A 15,564-nucleotide genomic window follows, 5' to 3' on the forward strand; every position below is an offset into this window, starting at 1 on the left:
CTCACGACAGGTCGGCCCGAACTCACGACAGGTCGGTGTCTGTGACATGAAGTCTCGGATATCTATTTACATGTGACCCAAAGTCACATTAACGTGGTGTCCCGACCGCAACGCCGTTCCGTGATGAGGTGCGAGATGACCGCGACCCAGAGCTACGAAGAAACGCTGATGACCCTCTCGAAGGCGTCGGTGACCCAGCACTTCGACGCCTTCGTCGACATCGACTGGGACAATCCCGACTACGCGATCCACCACGACGACCCGCGCTGGATCCTGCCCGAGGTCGACCCGCTCGGCCGTCACCAGTGGTACAAGTCGCTGCCGCGAGAGCGCCAGATCGAGATCGGGCTCTGGCGCCAGGCCAACATCACCAAGGTGGGACTCCAGTTCGAGCAGGTCCTCATCGGCGGCATCATGTGGCACGTCTTCTTCCTGAAGAACGGCAACCCCGAGTTCCGCTACTCGACCCACGAGGCGACCGAGGAGTGCCACCACACCCAGATGTTCCAGGAGTTCGTCAACCGCACCGGTCTGGACGTGCCCGGTGGCCCCAGGTGGTTCCGCGCCCTCGCGCCGTTCCTGCCGCTGGCAGCACCCGTGCTGCCCGAGATCTTTTTCGCCGGCATCCTCGCCGGCGAGGAGCCGATCGACCACCTGCAGAAGTCCGTACTGCGCGCCGGCAACGACATGCACCCGCTGCTGCAGCGCATCATGCAGATCCACGTCGCCGAGGAGGCGCGCCACATCGGCTTCGCCCACCAGTTCATCACCCACCACACGGCCAGGCTGAGCCGGCCGCGCCGCGCCTTCCTGTCGGTGATGTACCCGCTGATCATGCGCACCCTGTGCGACGTGATCATGGTCCCGAGCCAGGAGGTGACCGACGCGGTCGGCATCCCCCGCGAGGTCATCAAGGACATCTACTGGCGCGACGACGAATCCCGCAAGCTGCTCAAGGACCTGTTCGCCGACGCCCGCATGCTCGCCGAGGAGGCCGACCTGATGAACCCGGTCTCCCGCCGCATCTGGAGGCTGATGCGCATCGACGGCCCCCCGGCCCGGTTCCGCAGCCAACCCGCCGCCTGAGCCCGCCGCCTGAGCCCACCGCCCCGCGCCAGATCGGAGCCCTGCCGTGCCCCACGTCGTCACCCAGTCCTGTTGCAGCGACGCCTCCTGTGTCGTGGCCTGTCCGGTCAAATGCATCCACCCGGCCCCCGGTGAGCCGGGCTTCGCCGAGGCCGAGATGGTGTACGTCGACCCGCAGTCGTGTGTGGACTGCGGAGCCTGTGTCACCGCGTGCCCGGTCGGCGCGATCGTTCCGGACACGAAGCTGACCGAGCGCCAGCTGCCGTTCATCGCGTTGAACTCGTCGTACTTCATGGACGAGCCGCATGCCGACCGCACGCCCCTGGCGCTGGTGCCCAAGCGGCGGGAGGTGCGCGCCGATGACGTACGAGTCGCCATCATCGGCGCCGGACCGGCCGCCCTGTATGCGGCCGACGAGCTGCTGAAGACCCCCGGCGTGACGGTCGACGTCTACGACCGACTGCCTACGCCGTACGGCCTGGTGCGTGCGGGGGTGGCACCCGACCACCAGGACACCAAACGGGTGGTCGACCTGTTCCGTTCGATCGAGGAGCAACCCGGGTTCCGCTACGTCCTCAACGTCGAGGTCGGCCGCGACGTCACCCATGATGACCTGGCCCGGCACTACCACGGCGTCCTCTACGCCGTCGGTGCCTCGGCGGACCGGCCACTGGGCGTGCCCGGCGAGCAGCTGCAGGGCAGTGTCTCCGCCACCGAGGTCGTCGGGTGGTACAACGGCCACCCGGACCACGCCGACACCTACGTCGACCTCGGTCTCGAGCGGGTCGTGGTCGTCGGCAACGGCAACGTCGCCCTGGACGTCGCTCGCATCCTCACTGCCGATGTCGACGCGCTCGCGGCCACCGACATCGCCGACCTGCCTCTGGCCACGCTCCGTGGCAGCGTCGTGCGCGAAGTGCTCGTGCTGGGTCGGCGCGGCCCGGCGGAGGCCGCATTCACGCTGCCTGAGCTGATCGGGCTGGCCGGTCTCGACGACGTCGACGTCCTGGTCGACAACGGGGGAGAGGAGATCGTCCCCAGCTCCCCCACGACCTCTCTCATCGCGGAGCTGGCCCGCCGTCAGCCGAGGCCGGGACGACGACGGATCGTGCTGCGGTTCCGCACCACGCCGGTGCGCGTGCTCGGCGAGGAGCACGTGGAGGCCCTCGAGGTCGCCCGGACGACGCTGCAATCCGACGACGCGGGCGTGCCGCGGGCCGTGCCGACCGGGGAGGCCGAGGTCATCCCGTGTGCCATGGTGCTGCGCTCGGTCGGCTATCGCGGACGACCCGTGCCCGGCCTGCCGTTCGACGACGTCACCGGGACCGTGCCCAACGACCACGGTCGGGTGCGCGTCGGCGTCTACGTCGCGGGCTGGATCAAGCGAGGTGCCAGCGGCTTCATCGGCACCAACAAGGCCTGCGCCGAGGAGACCGTGGCGCGGTTCCTGGACGACCTCGGTTCTGGGGCACTCATCCCTCCGGAGGTGCCTGCGGAGCAACTCGTCGAGTCGTTGCGGCGGCGAGGGTCCGACGCCGTCGTCGATCGCGCCGGGTGGCGCCGCATCGACACCATGGAGCGGGGACTCGGACGGCTCGAGGGGCGACCGCGGGTTAAGATCGTCGAGGTCCCGGACCTGGTGGCCGCCTCGCGGACGCCCGTGGGTTCGGGCCGACGGGTCCGTGGCCGTCGTCCGGCCCGCGCACAGCCCAGGAGTCGAATCGCCACGTGAGTGATGCAGGAGAGCGTCCGGACGGTCGTCGGTCGCGTTGGGACGAGCACAAGCTTGAGCGACGCGCCCTGATCCTGGACTCCGCGATCTCCGTCATCGAGGAGTCCCCGCCGGACGCCGAGATCCACGTGCAGCAGATCGCCGAACGCGCCGGGTTGGGCAGGCCGGTCCTCTACCGTCACTTCACGGACCGGGCCGACCTCGACCAGGCGGTGCAGACTCGCATCCTCGACAGTCTCCGAGCCCGCCTCTCGCCGCAGGTGGTGCTTGCCGGCACGGTGGACGAGATCATCGTGCGCATCGTCTCGACGTACGTCGAGTGGGCCGCGGAGCACCCGAACCTCCACCGGGTGGCCGCCCAGGACTTCGCGACGACAGGCCGGTCCAGCCCCTTCCAGAGCGCCGTCGAGTCGGTGGCCGGGGAGCTGTTCGGGTTGGTCTCCCTCGGCGTCGACGTGCTGGGCATCGAGGTCGAGGATGACGATCGCGCCGGCTTGGAACTGCTCGTCGCCGGGATCGTCGGCATGGCGGTCAGTGCGGTCCGCGGTTGGTTGGCTCGCCCGCAGCAGGTCCCGGACGCGACCAGATTCGCGCGACTGATCAGTGACACCGTCTGGTACCTCATCGACGGCCACACGCGGGTCCGGGGCGTGACGATTGATCCCGACCTCCCGCTCGAGGACCTGGTCGAGGCTGCCTGGACCGCGCCGCGGACCTGAAGGGGCAACGCCTCGCTGATGCCGGTTCGGCGGCAGGCAGCACCTAAGATCGGGTCGATGACTGACGCGACACTGGTGACCAGGCACGCCACCCCGGGGCTGATCCGTGGGCTCGACGTGGCGGCCAAGGCCGCCCTCTTGCTGCTCCTGGTGGTCGCGTTCGTCGACCCGAACCTCGGCAACATGCGGGACAAGGGCGCCGGCGCCCGAGCCATCGCCTACCCGATGCTGGCCTTCACGGTGCCGGTGATCTGGTCGGTCTTCTGGAAGGAACGCGCGTCCTTCCCCTGGCTGGCGGACCTGCTGGTCACGATCAGCTGCTTCTCCGACATCCTGGGCAACCGGATGGACCTCTACGACACGATCGTGTGGTTCGACGACTGGATGCACTTCTTCAACACCGGCATCATCACCGGGGCGGTGATCCTGCTGACGATGCACCGCAGCTCCACGCTGATGGCCACCCTCGAGCGCTCACTCGCGGTCGGTGTCACGGGTGCCGTGCTCTGGGAGCTCGCGGAGTACGCCGCGTTCCTGAGCAAGTCGTGGGAGCGCCACGGCGCCTACACCGACACACTCGGTGACCTGAGCCTCGGCACGCTCGGCTCGGTCGGCGCCGCCCTGATCATCCATGCGCTGTGGAAGCGTGGGCGTCTGCGCGATGCGGCTCCTCAGCTCGAGCTCCGCTTCCGAGACCAGGTCACCCCGGTCTGAGCCCGGGCCGGTGGACCGGCGGCCGCCTCGCCCGAGACGGCCGACCGGTCGGCTCCTCAGCGCCAGATGCGGGTCGAGGCCACCGCAACCTCGATCTCGGCCCCGGCCTCCAGCCCGCCGCGCGGCTTGAGCAACCGGATGTAGATGCCACGGATCTGGTTGCCGTTGCGGGTGCGGGCGCGCTGGTTGATCACGACCGTGCCCAGGTTGGCCACGTTGATCCGAGTGTTGCGACCGACATCGACCGGGATCTTGACGCCCGCGACCTTCAGGTTGACGAAGGTCATCCGTTCGTCGGCCCGGAACCTCGTGCCGACCAGTCGGGAGTGGGCCCGGACGCCGATGGCGTCGGCGGTGATCAGGCCGTTGAACAGGTTCACCCCGGCGATCTGGCTGGTGTTCGTCACCTCGCCACGATGCGCCGAGGACGTCGCCCTCGTGGTCGAGTAGACGGCGCCGATGTGGGCCACCCCGGGGATGTTCACGTCGGCGGTGCGGTTCTTGTTGACCCGGCCACCGGTGCCGATCGGGGGAGTGGAGACCTCGCCTGAGCGCCCGACCTCGCCGCGGACCCGCGAGGTGGCCTTGATCAGGGCGTGGGTGCCGTAGGCACGTCCGCCCACGGCCGGGGCCGGTGCGGGCACCGGCACGGAGAGCGCCGACATGGTCGGGTTCAGGATGATCGAGCTGCCGACCGGGGCGGTGGCGCGGTTGCGCAGGAGCCAGACGCCAAGGGCGTAGCCCTGACTGGTGGCGACTCCGTCCTTGGTCCCGGTGGCGGTGGCGTTGAGCACGACGACGGCCACTCCCGGGATCTGCACCCGGTAGTTCTTGGGGATGTTCACCGGCAGATGGACACCGGCGATGTGCAGGTCGACGAACCTGGTCGAGGAGGTCGAGGTCAGCCGCTTCGGGTTGCCCCGGGTCACGTTGGTGGTCTCGACTGCCTTGGCCCGGATCAGTCCACCCAGCAGGTTGACGTTGGCGGTGCGGGCCAGGGACACCATCGTGATGCCCTTCGTGCCGGCCCGGCGCGCCTTGGTGGTGGTGTGGATGGCACCTACGTCGACCAGGCCCTTGACCTCCACCGCGGCCGTCGTACTGCGTGCGGTGCTCGGCAGCCTCTGCCCGGCGATCGTGGACTGGGCGGTCAGGTCGGAGGAGATGGTCGTGCCGACGGCCCGCACCAGGGTGCCACCGGCGTAGGAGTAGAAGGCGTACTTGCCCGACGCGGCAGCCGGAGACTGGGCCTGGGTGGGTGCGGCGAACAACCCGACCAACATGATCAGCAGGACGGGGACCGAGAGAATTCGGCGCGGTGACATGAGCACCCCTTTGGGGTCGACGGACACGTGTTTCCGCTCCCCGGGCGTCACCCTAGCCACCTCGAAGTGGTCTAGTCCAGCGACGTCACCGGCCACAGCACGTGCTCGCCCGGGAACCCCTTCAGCTCCAGCGTTCGCGGCGTGCCGAACCCGAAATCATCGAGGACGTCGTCGTGCACGGGCTCGCTCACCAGGATCTCGCCGCCCACGGCCTGGGAGGCCACCCGGGCCGCCATCGCCACGTTCCGCCCGAAGTAGTCGCCCTCGCGCTCGATCGCGTGACCGGTGTGCAGGCCCATGCGCACCTCGACCGGCGTACGGCGCAGCACGCGGCCGCGGGCCCGGGCCAGCCCACGCTGCATCGCGAGCGCTGCCCGCAACGCCTCGGCGGGGTCTCCGAAGGCGACCATGAATCCGTCGCCCTGGGACTTCACCACATGTCCGTGGCGGGCCACGACGTGCTTGCGGATCACCTTGTCGTGGGCGGAGAGGAGCGAGACCCACTGCTCGTCACCGATCCGCTCGTTGAGTGCGGTGGAGTCCACGATGTCGGAGAAGAAGATCGTCACGGTGCCGTCCGGCGCGGCCACCTTGTCGATCTCGGTGCGATCGGCCAGGGCGATCCCGGTCCACTCCTCGATCGAGGAGGTCAGGAAGCCGCCCACGCCCTGGTCACGCACCCGGACGGCGGTGCCGACCGCGGTGCGCAACGCAAAGCTCGCCGCCTGCACCGGCAGGCTCGAGCTAGGTCGTTCGAGTCGGACCAGCAGCTGGTCGCGTTCGTCGCGCAACCGGCGGTTGCGGGCCCGCAAGACCGCGATCGTCCACCCGGACCCGGCCAGGGCGAGAAGGAGGACGGCGATCGCGACGAGCATGACCTGGTCCTGGGACATGCCCGTGCCGATCGACCGGTCAGCCGCGGACGGCGGTGGCGCGGTAGGTGAACCTGCGGCCGTCGTCCAGCGGCGTGCCTTGGCAGGTGAACCGGCTACCGGTCCAGCAGCGGAAGCGCGAGGACGCATTGGCCAGGTTGACGGTCACCTTGGCCACGTCGGCGCGGGAGAACCGGAGGGTGCGCGCCGACCTGCCGTTGCTGTTGAGCACCATCGGACGGGTGACGACCAGGCCGGTGCGGTAGTGCACGACGACGAATGCTCGTGCGTCGACCGAGGAGGCGGTGATCTCGACCTTGACCTTCCAGGCCGAGCCCATGCCGTCACCGGGCACGACGACGTGGTTCTGGGAGGCCAGGTGCCGGATCCAGTAGGAACGGTTGCCGGTGGACCGCTTGCCCGAGGTCAGTGTCGAGGTGCTGCTCACCGCGGCCCGCGGATAGGCGCTGCCCTCGGCGTACGCCTGGGCGGGCACGTTGTTGTCGGCGGAGAAGCGGGCGAACTCGTCCGGAAGGCTGGAGCCGCGGGCCCGCAGCGCGCGGTCGATCCCCTGGAGCGAGGTCGTCGTCGACGACGCGGCGCGGGTCCAGGCGTCGCGGACGACGGCGCGCCCGACGTGATCGCTGGCGTGCTGGAAGAAGATCCAGTTGCCGTACCAGGCGAGCTGGTCGGTGTCGAGCGACTGGGTGGGCCTGCGCAGGGATCCGTGAGGCAGGTAGCGACGGTTGTCGTCGACGGCGTCGTAGACCTGCTCCTCCATCCAGGTGGCGGTGGCCTCCATGAACCACGGGTCCTCGTCGGTGACGTAGGCGTATTGCACGGTGTGGAAGAACTCGTGGGCGGCGGTCGCCTTGAGCAGCTTGACCGGGTCGCCCGAGAACTCGGCGAAGTCGTCGTCGAGCACCAGGAAGCCGGCCGCCCGGGTGGTCGCCACATCGGTGTTGGCGTAGCCGAAGACGCTGTTGCGTCCGGTGTTGCCCAGGTAGACGTCGACGAGCCCGGACCGAGTGCCGGCCGAGGCGCTGCCGTCGTTGCCGCGCGTGCCGTCGCTGAGCGGTCGGCGGTAGCCCAGGCTGCCGACCTCGACGGTCCAGGCCCGTTCCATCACGGTGGCCACGAGCTCGACCTGGTCGGGCACCTGGTCCTTGTCGGAGTCGGTCAGCACGGGGGCGTGCTCGCCGGTCTTCACCCAGTGCACGCAGAAGTGAGCGGTGCAGTGGGCCTGTGCCTCCAGGGATCCGTAGCTGATCTCCGGGTTCGAGACCTGGCCGTTGTCGGTGGGACGGAGCAGTAGCTGGCGCGCCCTCTTCTGCTGCGCGGCCGGCAGGTCGGTGTGGGTCTGCTGCACGTCGAGGAGGGCCATCGTCGGGTCTGTCGTCGTGTCGCCCGACAGAGCTGCCTCGGCAGTCTCCAGCGCCTCGATCGCCTGCGCACCCCGAGTGCCGTCACTCGCTGAGGATCGGTCGGGATCGGCCTGAGGAACCCGACTGGCCCGGTCGGTCCCGGCGTACGACGGTGCGAGCAGGCCAGCGGTCAGGGCCACCAGCAGCGAGGTCGCGAGGGCAGCACGGGACACGAGCCGACGGGAAGGCATGTCGATGAAGGTACCGCAGTGGAGGCCCGGGCTCGAAGCCCTGACCGGAACGAGGTCTCAGGCGGTGCCAGAGATCTTCTCGATCAGGGCCGTGGTCGAGATGGCCGGCGTACGCGGCAGGTAGACGACCTCGCAGATGTCTTCGAACTCGTCGAAACGACCCTTCCAGTCATCACCCATGACCAGGACGTCGGCGCCGAATCGCGTGATGTAGTCACGCTTCAGCTCCAGCGACTCCTCGACGAAAACCTCGTCGACCGGCTTCAGTGCGGCCACGATGGCCAGCCGCTCGCCCTCGCTGAAGACCGGGGACCGGCCCTTCTTCCGCTCGTTCAGCGCATCCGCCGACACCCCGACGACCAGACGGTCACCCAGCGCGGCGGCGCGCTCGATGACGCGGAGGTGGCCGACATGGAAGACGTCGAAGGTGCCGAAGGTGATCACGGTGCGAGACATGGCCGGAATCGTACCGGTGCAGCACCGAGCCGCCCGACTCGATGACACAATCGACGCGCCATGACGACTCCACTGATCACTCCCGCTCCCGAGGCCGACGCCGAACGTCGGCGCGGCTTGCAACGCATGCGTGCCGTGGCGCTCGGGCTGCTGCTCCTCGCCGCGGTCGTCTACGTCCTCACCCGTGGGCAGAGTGGGTGGCTCGGCTTCGTGAACGCCGGGGCCGAGGCCAGCATGGTGGGTGCGATGGCGGACTGGTTCGCGGTCACCGCCCTGTTCCGCCACCCTCTGGGCCTGCCGATCCCGCACACCGCGCTGATCCCTCGTCGCAAGGACGATCTCGGCCGAGGTCTGGAGGAGTTCGTCGGGGAGAACTTCCTGCAGGAGGCCATCATCCGTGAGCGGATCGCCGCCGCCGAGGTCACCCGACGCGTCGGCGTCTGGGCCGAGGCTCCCGTGAACGCGGCCCGGGTCGTCGAGGAGGTGACCGAGGTGGCCACCATCGGGCTGGGACGGGTCAAGGACCACCACATCGTCGAGCTGGTCGATGCGGTGCTGGTTCCGCGCTTCCGTGAGGAGCCGATCTCGCCGATCCTGGGCACGTTTCTGGTCGAGGCGGTCCGCGACGACCTGCACCACGGTCTGGTCGACCTGGCCCTCGAGGAACTGCACCACTGGCTCGAGCACAACCACGACACGTTCGTCGAGGTGCTGGGGGAGCGTGCGCCGTGGTGGGCTCCGCCCAAGCTCAACGACGCCGTCACCACCCGGATCCACACCGAGGCGCTGCGCTGGTTGAGCGACATCCGCAACGACCCCCGCCACCGGGCCCGCGCAGCACTCGACTCGATGCTGGCCCAGCTCGGCCAGGACCTGCTGTTCAACGAGGAGACCCAGGCCCGCGCGGAGAACCTGAAGCTGCGCCTGCTGGAGCACCCGCAGTTCGCGGCCACCGGCATCTCGTTGTGGAAGGCCCTGCGCAACGCGATGCTGGCCGCCCTGCGAGACCCGAGCGGGCCACTGAAGTCACGTCTCCAGTCCGAGCTGCAGCGGGTGGCCACGCGGTTCCACTCCGACCAGCAGCTGCAGCGTCGCCTCGACGGGCTGCTGGCCGACGCGGTGGTCTTCGGGGTGGCGCGCTACGGCGCGGAGCTGACCACCGTCATCACCCACACCATCGAGCAGTGGGACGGCAAGGAGGCTGCCGAGCGCATCGAGCTGCACGTGGGCCGGGACCTGCAGTTCATCCGCATCAACGGCACGATCGTCGGCGGCCTGGTCGGTGTGATCATCCACGCGGCGTCGATCCTGATCCCGTGACAGGGACAATGGAGCCATGACGACCGACGTGGGCATTCGCGACGACTCCATCCGGCTGGGCCAGTTCCTGAAGCTGGCCAACCTCGTCGACAACGGGGCCGAGGCCAAGACCGTCATCGCCGAGGGACGGGTCACCGTGAACGGCGAGGTCGACCTGCGCCGCGGACGTCAGCTCGTCGTGGGCGACGAAGTCGGCCTGGCCGGAGTCAGTGTTCGCGTGGCGGCCTACGACCCGGAGGCGGGCGACGGCCTGCCCTGGTAGGCAGGTCGGCTCACCGCGACCACGCGTGAAGAAAGGAGATTCCCCGGCGTCACAGGTGCCGGGGAATCTCCTGCTTCACGGTGAAGCCACGTCGTGGGGTCAGGAGACGCCGATCAGGTCGACCACGAAGATCAGGGTCTCGCCGGGCTTGATCACGCCACCGGCGCCGCGGTCGCCGTACCCCAGGTGCGGGGGGATCACGAGCTGGCGGCGACCGCCGACCTTCATGCCCTGCACGCCGGTGTCCCAGCCGGAGATGACCTGGCCGATGCCCAGGCGGAACTGCAGCGGGGCGCCCCGGTTGTAGGACGCGTCGAACTCCTCACCGGTCGAGTGGGCCACGCCGACGTAGTGGACGGACACGGTGTCCCCGGACTTCGCCTCGTCGCCGTCACCCTCGGTCAGGTCAGTGATGACGAGGTCGGTCGGGGGCGTGGGGTCGACGAAGTCGACCTCGGGCTTCTCGGTGCTCACAGGGGATGTCTCCTCAGGTCTGGTGCAGGTAGTTGTCGAGCTGGTCGCGCTCGAACTCGAGCTCGCCGATGCGGCTCTTGACCACATCGCCGATGGAGATGATGCCAGTCAGGGCTCCGTCGGTGAGCACGGGCACGTGGCGGATCCGGTGCTCGGTCATCAGCTGCATCAGCTCGGTGACCGCCGCACTGCCCTCGCAACTGCGCACCTGCGTGGTCATGATCGAGGACACCGGTGCCTCCAGCACCCCGTCGTCGGCGTGCAGGCGTCGTACGACGTCCCGCTCGGAGACGATCCCGTCGACCGATGAGCCGTCGGCGCTGACGATCAGCGCTCCCACGTTGTGCTCGGCCAGCAGACCGATCAGTTGTCGCACCGTGGCGTCGGGGCGAATGGTGATCACGTCCTGGCGGGCCTTGCCATGGATGACGTCGTTGATGCGCATGGGACCTCCTGGGTCATGGTGTGACACCAGTCACGCTAGTCGTCCGGCGAGGTGGTTGGGTAGTCCCGTGGACGTCCCATGAGATCGCCGTGCTGAGACCGCCGGCACTGAGTCACCCCGTCCTGCTGATGGGGTGGCTCTCCCTCGTGCTGTGCCTCGACCGGGACGCGGGTGGTGGCGGCATCTGGTTGCAGCGTGGTCTCGGCATCGCCACCTGGGGTGTGTTGCTCATCGCCCTGCACTGGTTCACCCCGTTGGTGCGGACCCAGGCGTTGGTGGTCGTCGCCTTCGCCGCCGTCATCGAACTCGTCTTCTCCCCGACCCTCGAGGTCTACCTCTATCGCTTCGAGAACGTGCCGGCGTACGTCCCACCGGGCCACGGGCTGGTCTATCTCTCGGCGTGGGCCCTGGGGCACACCGCGTTCGTGCGTCGCCACCTCACCTCGTTGTCCTACGCCGTGGTGATCCTCGGCGGCCTGTGGGCGGGCTGGGGCCTGCGAGGTGGCGACGTGCTGGGCACGTTCTGGTTCGTCTGCCTGGTCGGGTTCCTGCTGTGGGGTCCGTCGCGTGGGGTCTACGTCGGCGCATTCGTCGTGGTCAGCCACCTGGAACTCCTCGGCACCGGCCTCGGCAACTGGGTCTGGCAGTCGCACGACCCGATCCTGGGCATCGGCATCGGCAACCCACCGACGGGCGCGGCCGGGGGCTACGGCTGGTTCGACCTCGTCGCGTTGCTGGTGGCGCCGTGGCTGTTGACGCGGCTACGACGACTGCGCACCAGGTTCGGGGCGAACCAGCCCGACCCGGCACGGATCAGCCCAGAGGGGGCTCGTCCCCAGGATCCGTCTCCGACGTCGACCGGCGCCGTGACCTGAGATCGTGCACCGAGCCGCCCGCCGGGGTGGTGACGTCGGCGTCGCTGACCTCTGCCGATCCGAGGAAGGCCAGCGCCGCCTCGTGCAGGTGCCCGTTGCTGGCGACGGCGTTCCCGCCGAACGGGCCGGGCTCGCCGGCGAGCGAGGTGAACTGACCGCCAGCCTCTCGCACGATGATGTCGAGCGCGGCCATGTCGTAGAGCTCCAGCTCCGGCTCCGCGGCGATGTCGACGGCACCCTCGGCGACCAGCATGTAGGACCAGAAGTCGCCGTACGCCCGGGTGCGCCAGCAGCGGCGAGTCAGCGAGAGGAAGTCCTCCAGTCGTCCGCGTTCGTCCCAGCCGGACAGTGATGAGTAGGACAGCGACGCGTCCTCGAGGCGGCGTACGTCGGAGGTGTGGATCTGCGTTGCCTTGAGCAGGGAACGGCCCGTCCACGCGCCGTTGTTCTTCGAGGCCCACCAGCGACGCTGCAACTGCGGGGCCGAGACGACGCCGAGCACCACCTCGTCGTCGACGACGAGCGAGATCAGCGTTGCCCACACGGGCACTCCGCGGACGAAGTTCTTGGTGCCGTCGATCGGGTCGATCACCCACCGGCGCTGACTGTGCCCCGTGGTGCCCTGTTCCTCACCCACGACGGCGTCACGGGACCGCACCCGAGACAGGGTGCGTCGAATGCCCTCCTCGACTGCCTGGTCGGCGTCGGTGACGGGGGTGAGGTCGGGCTTGCTCATCACGTGCAGGTCGAGCGCCTTGAAGCGAGCCTGGGTCAGGGAGTCGGCATCATCGGCCAGAACGTGCGCCAGGCGGAGATCGTCGGTGAAGTCGGTGGCCATGGACACAGGCTATTCCTCTGCGGGTTTGCTCCGCCCGTGCCCTAGGGTTCAGGCATGGAGATCAACGGCCTTCCCGCGCACCCTCTCATCATTCACGCGGCTGTCGTGCTGATCCCCGTGGCCGCCTGTCTTGCTGCTGCCTACGCGGTCGTGCCGCGCTGGCGCTGGTCGACGCGGTGGCCGATGGTCGGCGCGTCGTTCCTCGCCGTGATCGCGGTCGTCGCTGCCTGGGTCACGGGTCGCGACCTCAAGAGCCAGATGGTGGACCAGGGAGCGAACGCGGAGATGTTCCGGTTCCACCAGGAGCGCGCGGACATCCTGTTCTGGTTGACGATCGTCTTCTTCTTCGTGGTCCTGCTCGGCGCCGTGGCACTCGGCGGCCCCTCGGCGCTCGCGTCGGGTCGCGGTGCCCGTGGCAAGCACGCTCCGTTGATCGAGTGGACGATGGTGACGATGCTGGTGATCTTTGCGATCGCGTTGATCGCGATGACCTTCCAGACCGGGGAGCAGGGCGCCCGACTCGTCTGGGGCTAGTGGTCGCCGCCGCCCTCGCGTGCGGCCAGCAGCCGACGGAACGACTCGACGCGCTCGGGGTCGAGGGTGCCGGACTCCATCGCCAGGTCGAGCCCGCACTCGGGTTCCCCATGGCCGTGCGTGCACCCGCGGGGGCACTCGCCGGTCTTCTCATCGAGGTCGGGAAACGCGCCGATCAGGTCCTCGGGTTGCACGTGGGCCAGCCCGAACGAGCGGATGCCGGGAGTGTCGATGATCCAGCCCTCGTCGTCGGGCAGCGCCAGCATGTAGGCAGAGGTGGAGGTGTGGCGACCGCGACCGGTGACCGCGTTGACCACGCCGACCTCGCGCTGCGCGTCGGGAACCAAGGCGTTGACCAGCGTCGACTTGCCGACCCCGCTGTGGCCCACCAGCACGCTGGTGGTTCCGGACAGGACGCGCCGCACGAGCTCCACGTCGCCGCCGCGCTGGGTGACGACGTAGGGCACGCCCAGGGAGCGGTAGGTCGCCAGCAGGGTCTCGGGGTCGGCCAGGTCGGCCTTGGTCAGGCACAGGATCGGCTTCATGCCCGAGACGTACGCCGCGACGAGGGCGCGGTCGATCAGCCGCGGACGGGGCTCGGGGTCGGCCAGTGCGGCCACGACGACCAGCTGTGCGGCGTTGGCCACGATCACGCGTTCGACCGGGTCGTCGTCGTCGGCGGTTCGCCGCAGGGTCGTCGTACGGTCCTGGACCTCGACGATGCGGGCCAGCGCCCCGTCGTCGCCGGACATGTCGCCGACCACGCGGACCCGGTCGCCCACGACCACGCCCTTGCGGCCCAGGGGCCGTGACTTCATCGCCATCACCCGGCGACCTTCGTAGGCGAGGGTGAAGCGCCCCCGGTCGACGGTGACCACGACGGCCTCGACCGCGTCGTCGTAGGTGGGACGGTCCTTGGTGCGCGGGCGGGTCCGGCGCCGCGGCCGGTCGTAGTGCTCGATGTCGTGCTCGGTGTAGCGACCGCTCACGAGCGACCAACCCCCGCCGGCAGCAGGCCGGCCCAGAACGTGGCGAAGTCGGGGAACGTCTTGGAGGTGGTGGCGACGTTCTCCACGAGCACGCCCTCGACCGCGGCGCCGAGGATCACGCCGGCGTGCGCCATCCGGTGGTCGGCGTAGGTGCGGAAGACGCCCCCGTGCAAGGGTGCGGGGCGGATCGAGAGACCGTCGGGATGCTCGGTCACGTCGGCGCCCAGATTGCCCAGCTCGGCGGCGAGCGCGGCCAGGCGGTCGGTCTCGTGGCCGCGGATGTGGGCGATGCCCCGCAGGTGAGAGGGGGAGTCGGCGAGTGCGCACAGGGCCGCCACGGCCGGGGTCAGCTCGCCGACGTCGTGCAGGTCGAGGTCGACGCCGTGCACGGTGCCGGACCCGGTGACCGTGAGCCCGGCGGAGGTGAGCGCCACCTCGCTGCCCATCTGGGTCAGGATCCCGCGCAGTGCGTCGCCGGCCTGCGTGGTCGCCTCGGGCCAGTCGCGGACGGTGACCGAGCCCCCGGCCACGGCCGCCAGCGCCAGGAAGGGCGCGGCGTTCGAGAGATCGGGCTCGATCACGTGGTCGACCGCCCGGATCGGGCCGGGGGCCACCGCCCATCGGTTCGCGTCGGCGTCATCGACCTGGACGCCGTGGCTGCGCAGCATCGCGACGGTCATGTCGATGTGGGGGAGCGAGGGCACCGGCTTGCCGTCGTGGCGCACGTCGACGCCCTCGTCGTAGCGAGCGCCGGCCAGCAGCAGGGCGGAGATGAACTGGGAGGACGATGAGGCGTCCACGACGACCGTGCCACCACGGACGGCGCCCCGGCCGCTGATGCGGAACGGAATCCGGTCGCCCTCGGAGACGTCGACGCCGAGGCCGCGCAGGGCGCCGAGCACCTCGCCGACCGGGCGGTTGCGCATGTGCTCGTCCCCGTCGAAGTCGACCCGGCCGCGGGAAAGTCCGGCCACGGGCGGGACGAACCGCATGACGGTGCCGGCCAGGCCGCAGTCGACGGTGGCGTCGCCTTCGAAGGCGTGGGGGGTGACCGCCCAGTCGTCGCCCGTCGTGTCGATCTCGGCGCCCAGCGAGGACAGGGCTGCCGCCATCAGCTCGGTGTCTCGAGAGCGCAACGCCCGGCGTACGACGGAGGGTCCGTCGGCCAGTGCCGCGAGGATCAACGCGCGGTTGGTCAGCGACTTCGACCCCGGCAGGGAGACCGTCGCCTCGACCGGGTCGACGGCGTGAGGTGCGGGCCAGGGGTCAGGTGTGGTCACGGGTGAAGGTTACCGAGTGCGAACGGTG

17 protein-coding genes are annotated in these 15,564 nt (G+C 69.5%); 8 read left to right on the top strand and 9 right to left on the bottom strand.

Annotation, left to right across the window (positions count from 1 at the left end):
- Positions 1–135: 135 nt before the first annotated feature.
- The 4 genes from NJ4_RS22745 to NJ4_RS22760 are packed head-to-tail and all read left to right on the top strand — an operon-like array spanning position 136 to position 4,251.
- Positions 136–1,086, top strand: a complete 951-nt coding sequence (locus tag NJ4_RS22745; protein WP_067440975.1) for an AurF N-oxygenase family protein — start codon at positions 136–138, stop codon at positions 1,084–1,086.
- Positions 1,087–1,132: 46 nt separating this feature from the next.
- Positions 1,133–2,818 carry an FAD-dependent oxidoreductase gene (locus NJ4_RS22750; protein ID WP_067440980.1) on the top strand — a complete coding sequence of 562 codons (1,686 nt, stop codon included), beginning with the start codon at positions 1,133–1,135 and terminating at the stop codon, positions 2,816–2,818.
- Positions 2,815–3,537, top strand: a complete 723-nt coding sequence (locus NJ4_RS22755) for a TetR/AcrR family transcriptional regulator (RefSeq protein ID WP_067440982.1) — start codon at positions 2,815–2,817, stop codon at positions 3,535–3,537. Before NJ4_RS22750 ends, NJ4_RS22755 begins: the two co-directional genes overlap by 4 nt.
- A gap of 57 nt (positions 3,538–3,594) precedes the next feature.
- A complete protein-coding gene (locus NJ4_RS22760) occupies positions 3,595–4,251 on the top strand; it encodes a hypothetical protein (protein ID WP_067440985.1) in 657 nt (218 codons plus the stop codon).
- A 56-nt stretch (positions 4,252–4,307) separates the two neighbouring features.
- On the opposite strand, the gene NJ4_RS22765 is transcribed toward NJ4_RS22760, so the two are convergent.
- From NJ4_RS22765 to NJ4_RS22780, 4 genes are all read right to left on the bottom strand, one after another.
- Entirely contained in the window at positions 4,308–5,576 is a 1,269-nt protein-coding gene (locus NJ4_RS22765; protein WP_157551306.1) for a choice-of-anchor P family protein, read from the bottom strand.
- 71 nt (positions 5,577–5,647) lie between these two features.
- Positions 5,648–6,469: an adenylate/guanylate cyclase domain-containing protein gene (locus NJ4_RS22770; RefSeq protein ID WP_067440993.1), complete on the bottom strand. Its 822-nt coding sequence runs from the start codon at positions 6,467–6,469 to the stop codon at positions 5,648–5,650.
- A 19-nt stretch (positions 6,470–6,488) separates the two neighbouring features.
- Positions 6,489–8,063: an MXAN_6640 family putative metalloprotease gene (locus tag NJ4_RS22775; RefSeq protein ID WP_157551307.1), complete on the bottom strand. Its 1,575-nt coding sequence runs from the start codon at positions 8,061–8,063 to the stop codon at positions 6,489–6,491.
- Positions 8,064–8,120: 57 nt separating this feature from the next.
- Positions 8,121–8,519, bottom strand: coding sequence for an adenylyltransferase/cytidyltransferase family protein (locus tag NJ4_RS22780; protein WP_067440998.1), 399 nt, complete (start codon positions 8,517–8,519; stop codon positions 8,121–8,123).
- A 60-nt stretch (positions 8,520–8,579) separates the two neighbouring features.
- On the opposite strand from NJ4_RS22780, the gene NJ4_RS22785 reads away from it, so the two are divergent.
- Positions 8,580–9,839, top strand: coding sequence for a DUF445 domain-containing protein (locus tag NJ4_RS22785; protein ID WP_067441001.1), 1,260 nt, complete (start codon positions 8,580–8,582; stop codon positions 9,837–9,839).
- A 16-nt stretch (positions 9,840–9,855) separates the two neighbouring features.
- On the top strand, positions 9,856–10,101 hold the full coding sequence (locus NJ4_RS22790; RefSeq protein WP_067441004.1) for an RNA-binding S4 domain-containing protein: 246 nt from the start codon (positions 9,856–9,858) through the stop codon (positions 10,099–10,101).
- Positions 10,102–10,200: 99 nt separating this feature from the next.
- Here NJ4_RS22790 and NJ4_RS22795 read toward each other — a convergent pair whose 3' ends face one another.
- A complete protein-coding gene (locus tag NJ4_RS22795; protein ID WP_067441006.1) occupies positions 10,201–10,575 on the bottom strand; it encodes an FKBP-type peptidyl-prolyl cis-trans isomerase in 375 nt (124 codons plus the stop codon).
- 13 nt (positions 10,576–10,588) lie between these two features.
- Entirely contained in the window at positions 10,589–11,020 is a 432-nt protein-coding gene (locus NJ4_RS22800; protein WP_067441009.1) for a CBS domain-containing protein, read from the bottom strand.
- 89 nt (positions 11,021–11,109) lie between these two features.
- Here NJ4_RS22800 and NJ4_RS22805 point away from each other — a divergent pair, with 89 nt between their 5' ends.
- Entirely contained in the window at positions 11,110–11,895 is a 786-nt protein-coding gene (locus NJ4_RS22805) for a hypothetical protein (RefSeq protein ID WP_067441012.1), read from the top strand.
- Here the strand turns inward: NJ4_RS22805 and hisN are convergent.
- The gene (gene hisN, locus NJ4_RS22810) at positions 11,834–12,733 is read right to left on the bottom strand and encodes a histidinol-phosphatase (RefSeq protein WP_067441015.1); all 900 of its coding nucleotides are present in this window, start codon (positions 12,731–12,733) and stop codon (positions 11,834–11,836) included. The genes NJ4_RS22805 and hisN overlap by 62 nt on opposite strands.
- Before the next feature lie 54 nt (positions 12,734–12,787).
- On the opposite strand from hisN, the gene NJ4_RS22815 reads away from it, so the two are divergent.
- Positions 12,788–13,267: a DUF2231 domain-containing protein gene (locus tag NJ4_RS22815; protein ID WP_067441018.1), complete on the top strand. Its 480-nt coding sequence runs from the start codon at positions 12,788–12,790 to the stop codon at positions 13,265–13,267.
- On the opposite strand, the gene rsgA is transcribed toward NJ4_RS22815, so the two are convergent.
- Complete coding sequence (gene rsgA, locus NJ4_RS22820; protein WP_067441021.1) at positions 13,264–14,256, bottom strand: ribosome small subunit-dependent GTPase A; 993 nt, start codon at positions 14,254–14,256, stop codon at positions 13,264–13,266. The genes NJ4_RS22815 and rsgA overlap by 4 nt on opposite strands.
- The gene (aroA, locus tag NJ4_RS22825; RefSeq protein WP_067441024.1) at positions 14,253–15,536 is read right to left on the bottom strand and encodes a 3-phosphoshikimate 1-carboxyvinyltransferase; all 1,284 of its coding nucleotides are present in this window, start codon (positions 15,534–15,536) and stop codon (positions 14,253–14,255) included. Before aroA ends, rsgA begins: the two co-directional genes overlap by 4 nt.
- Positions 15,537–15,564: the final 28 nt, after the last annotated feature.

The organism is Nocardioides jensenii JCM 1364 = NBRC 14755, assembly GCF_001552535.1.
Taxonomy (GTDB): Bacteria; Actinomycetota; Actinomycetes; order Propionibacteriales; family Nocardioidaceae; genus Nocardioides; species Nocardioides jensenii.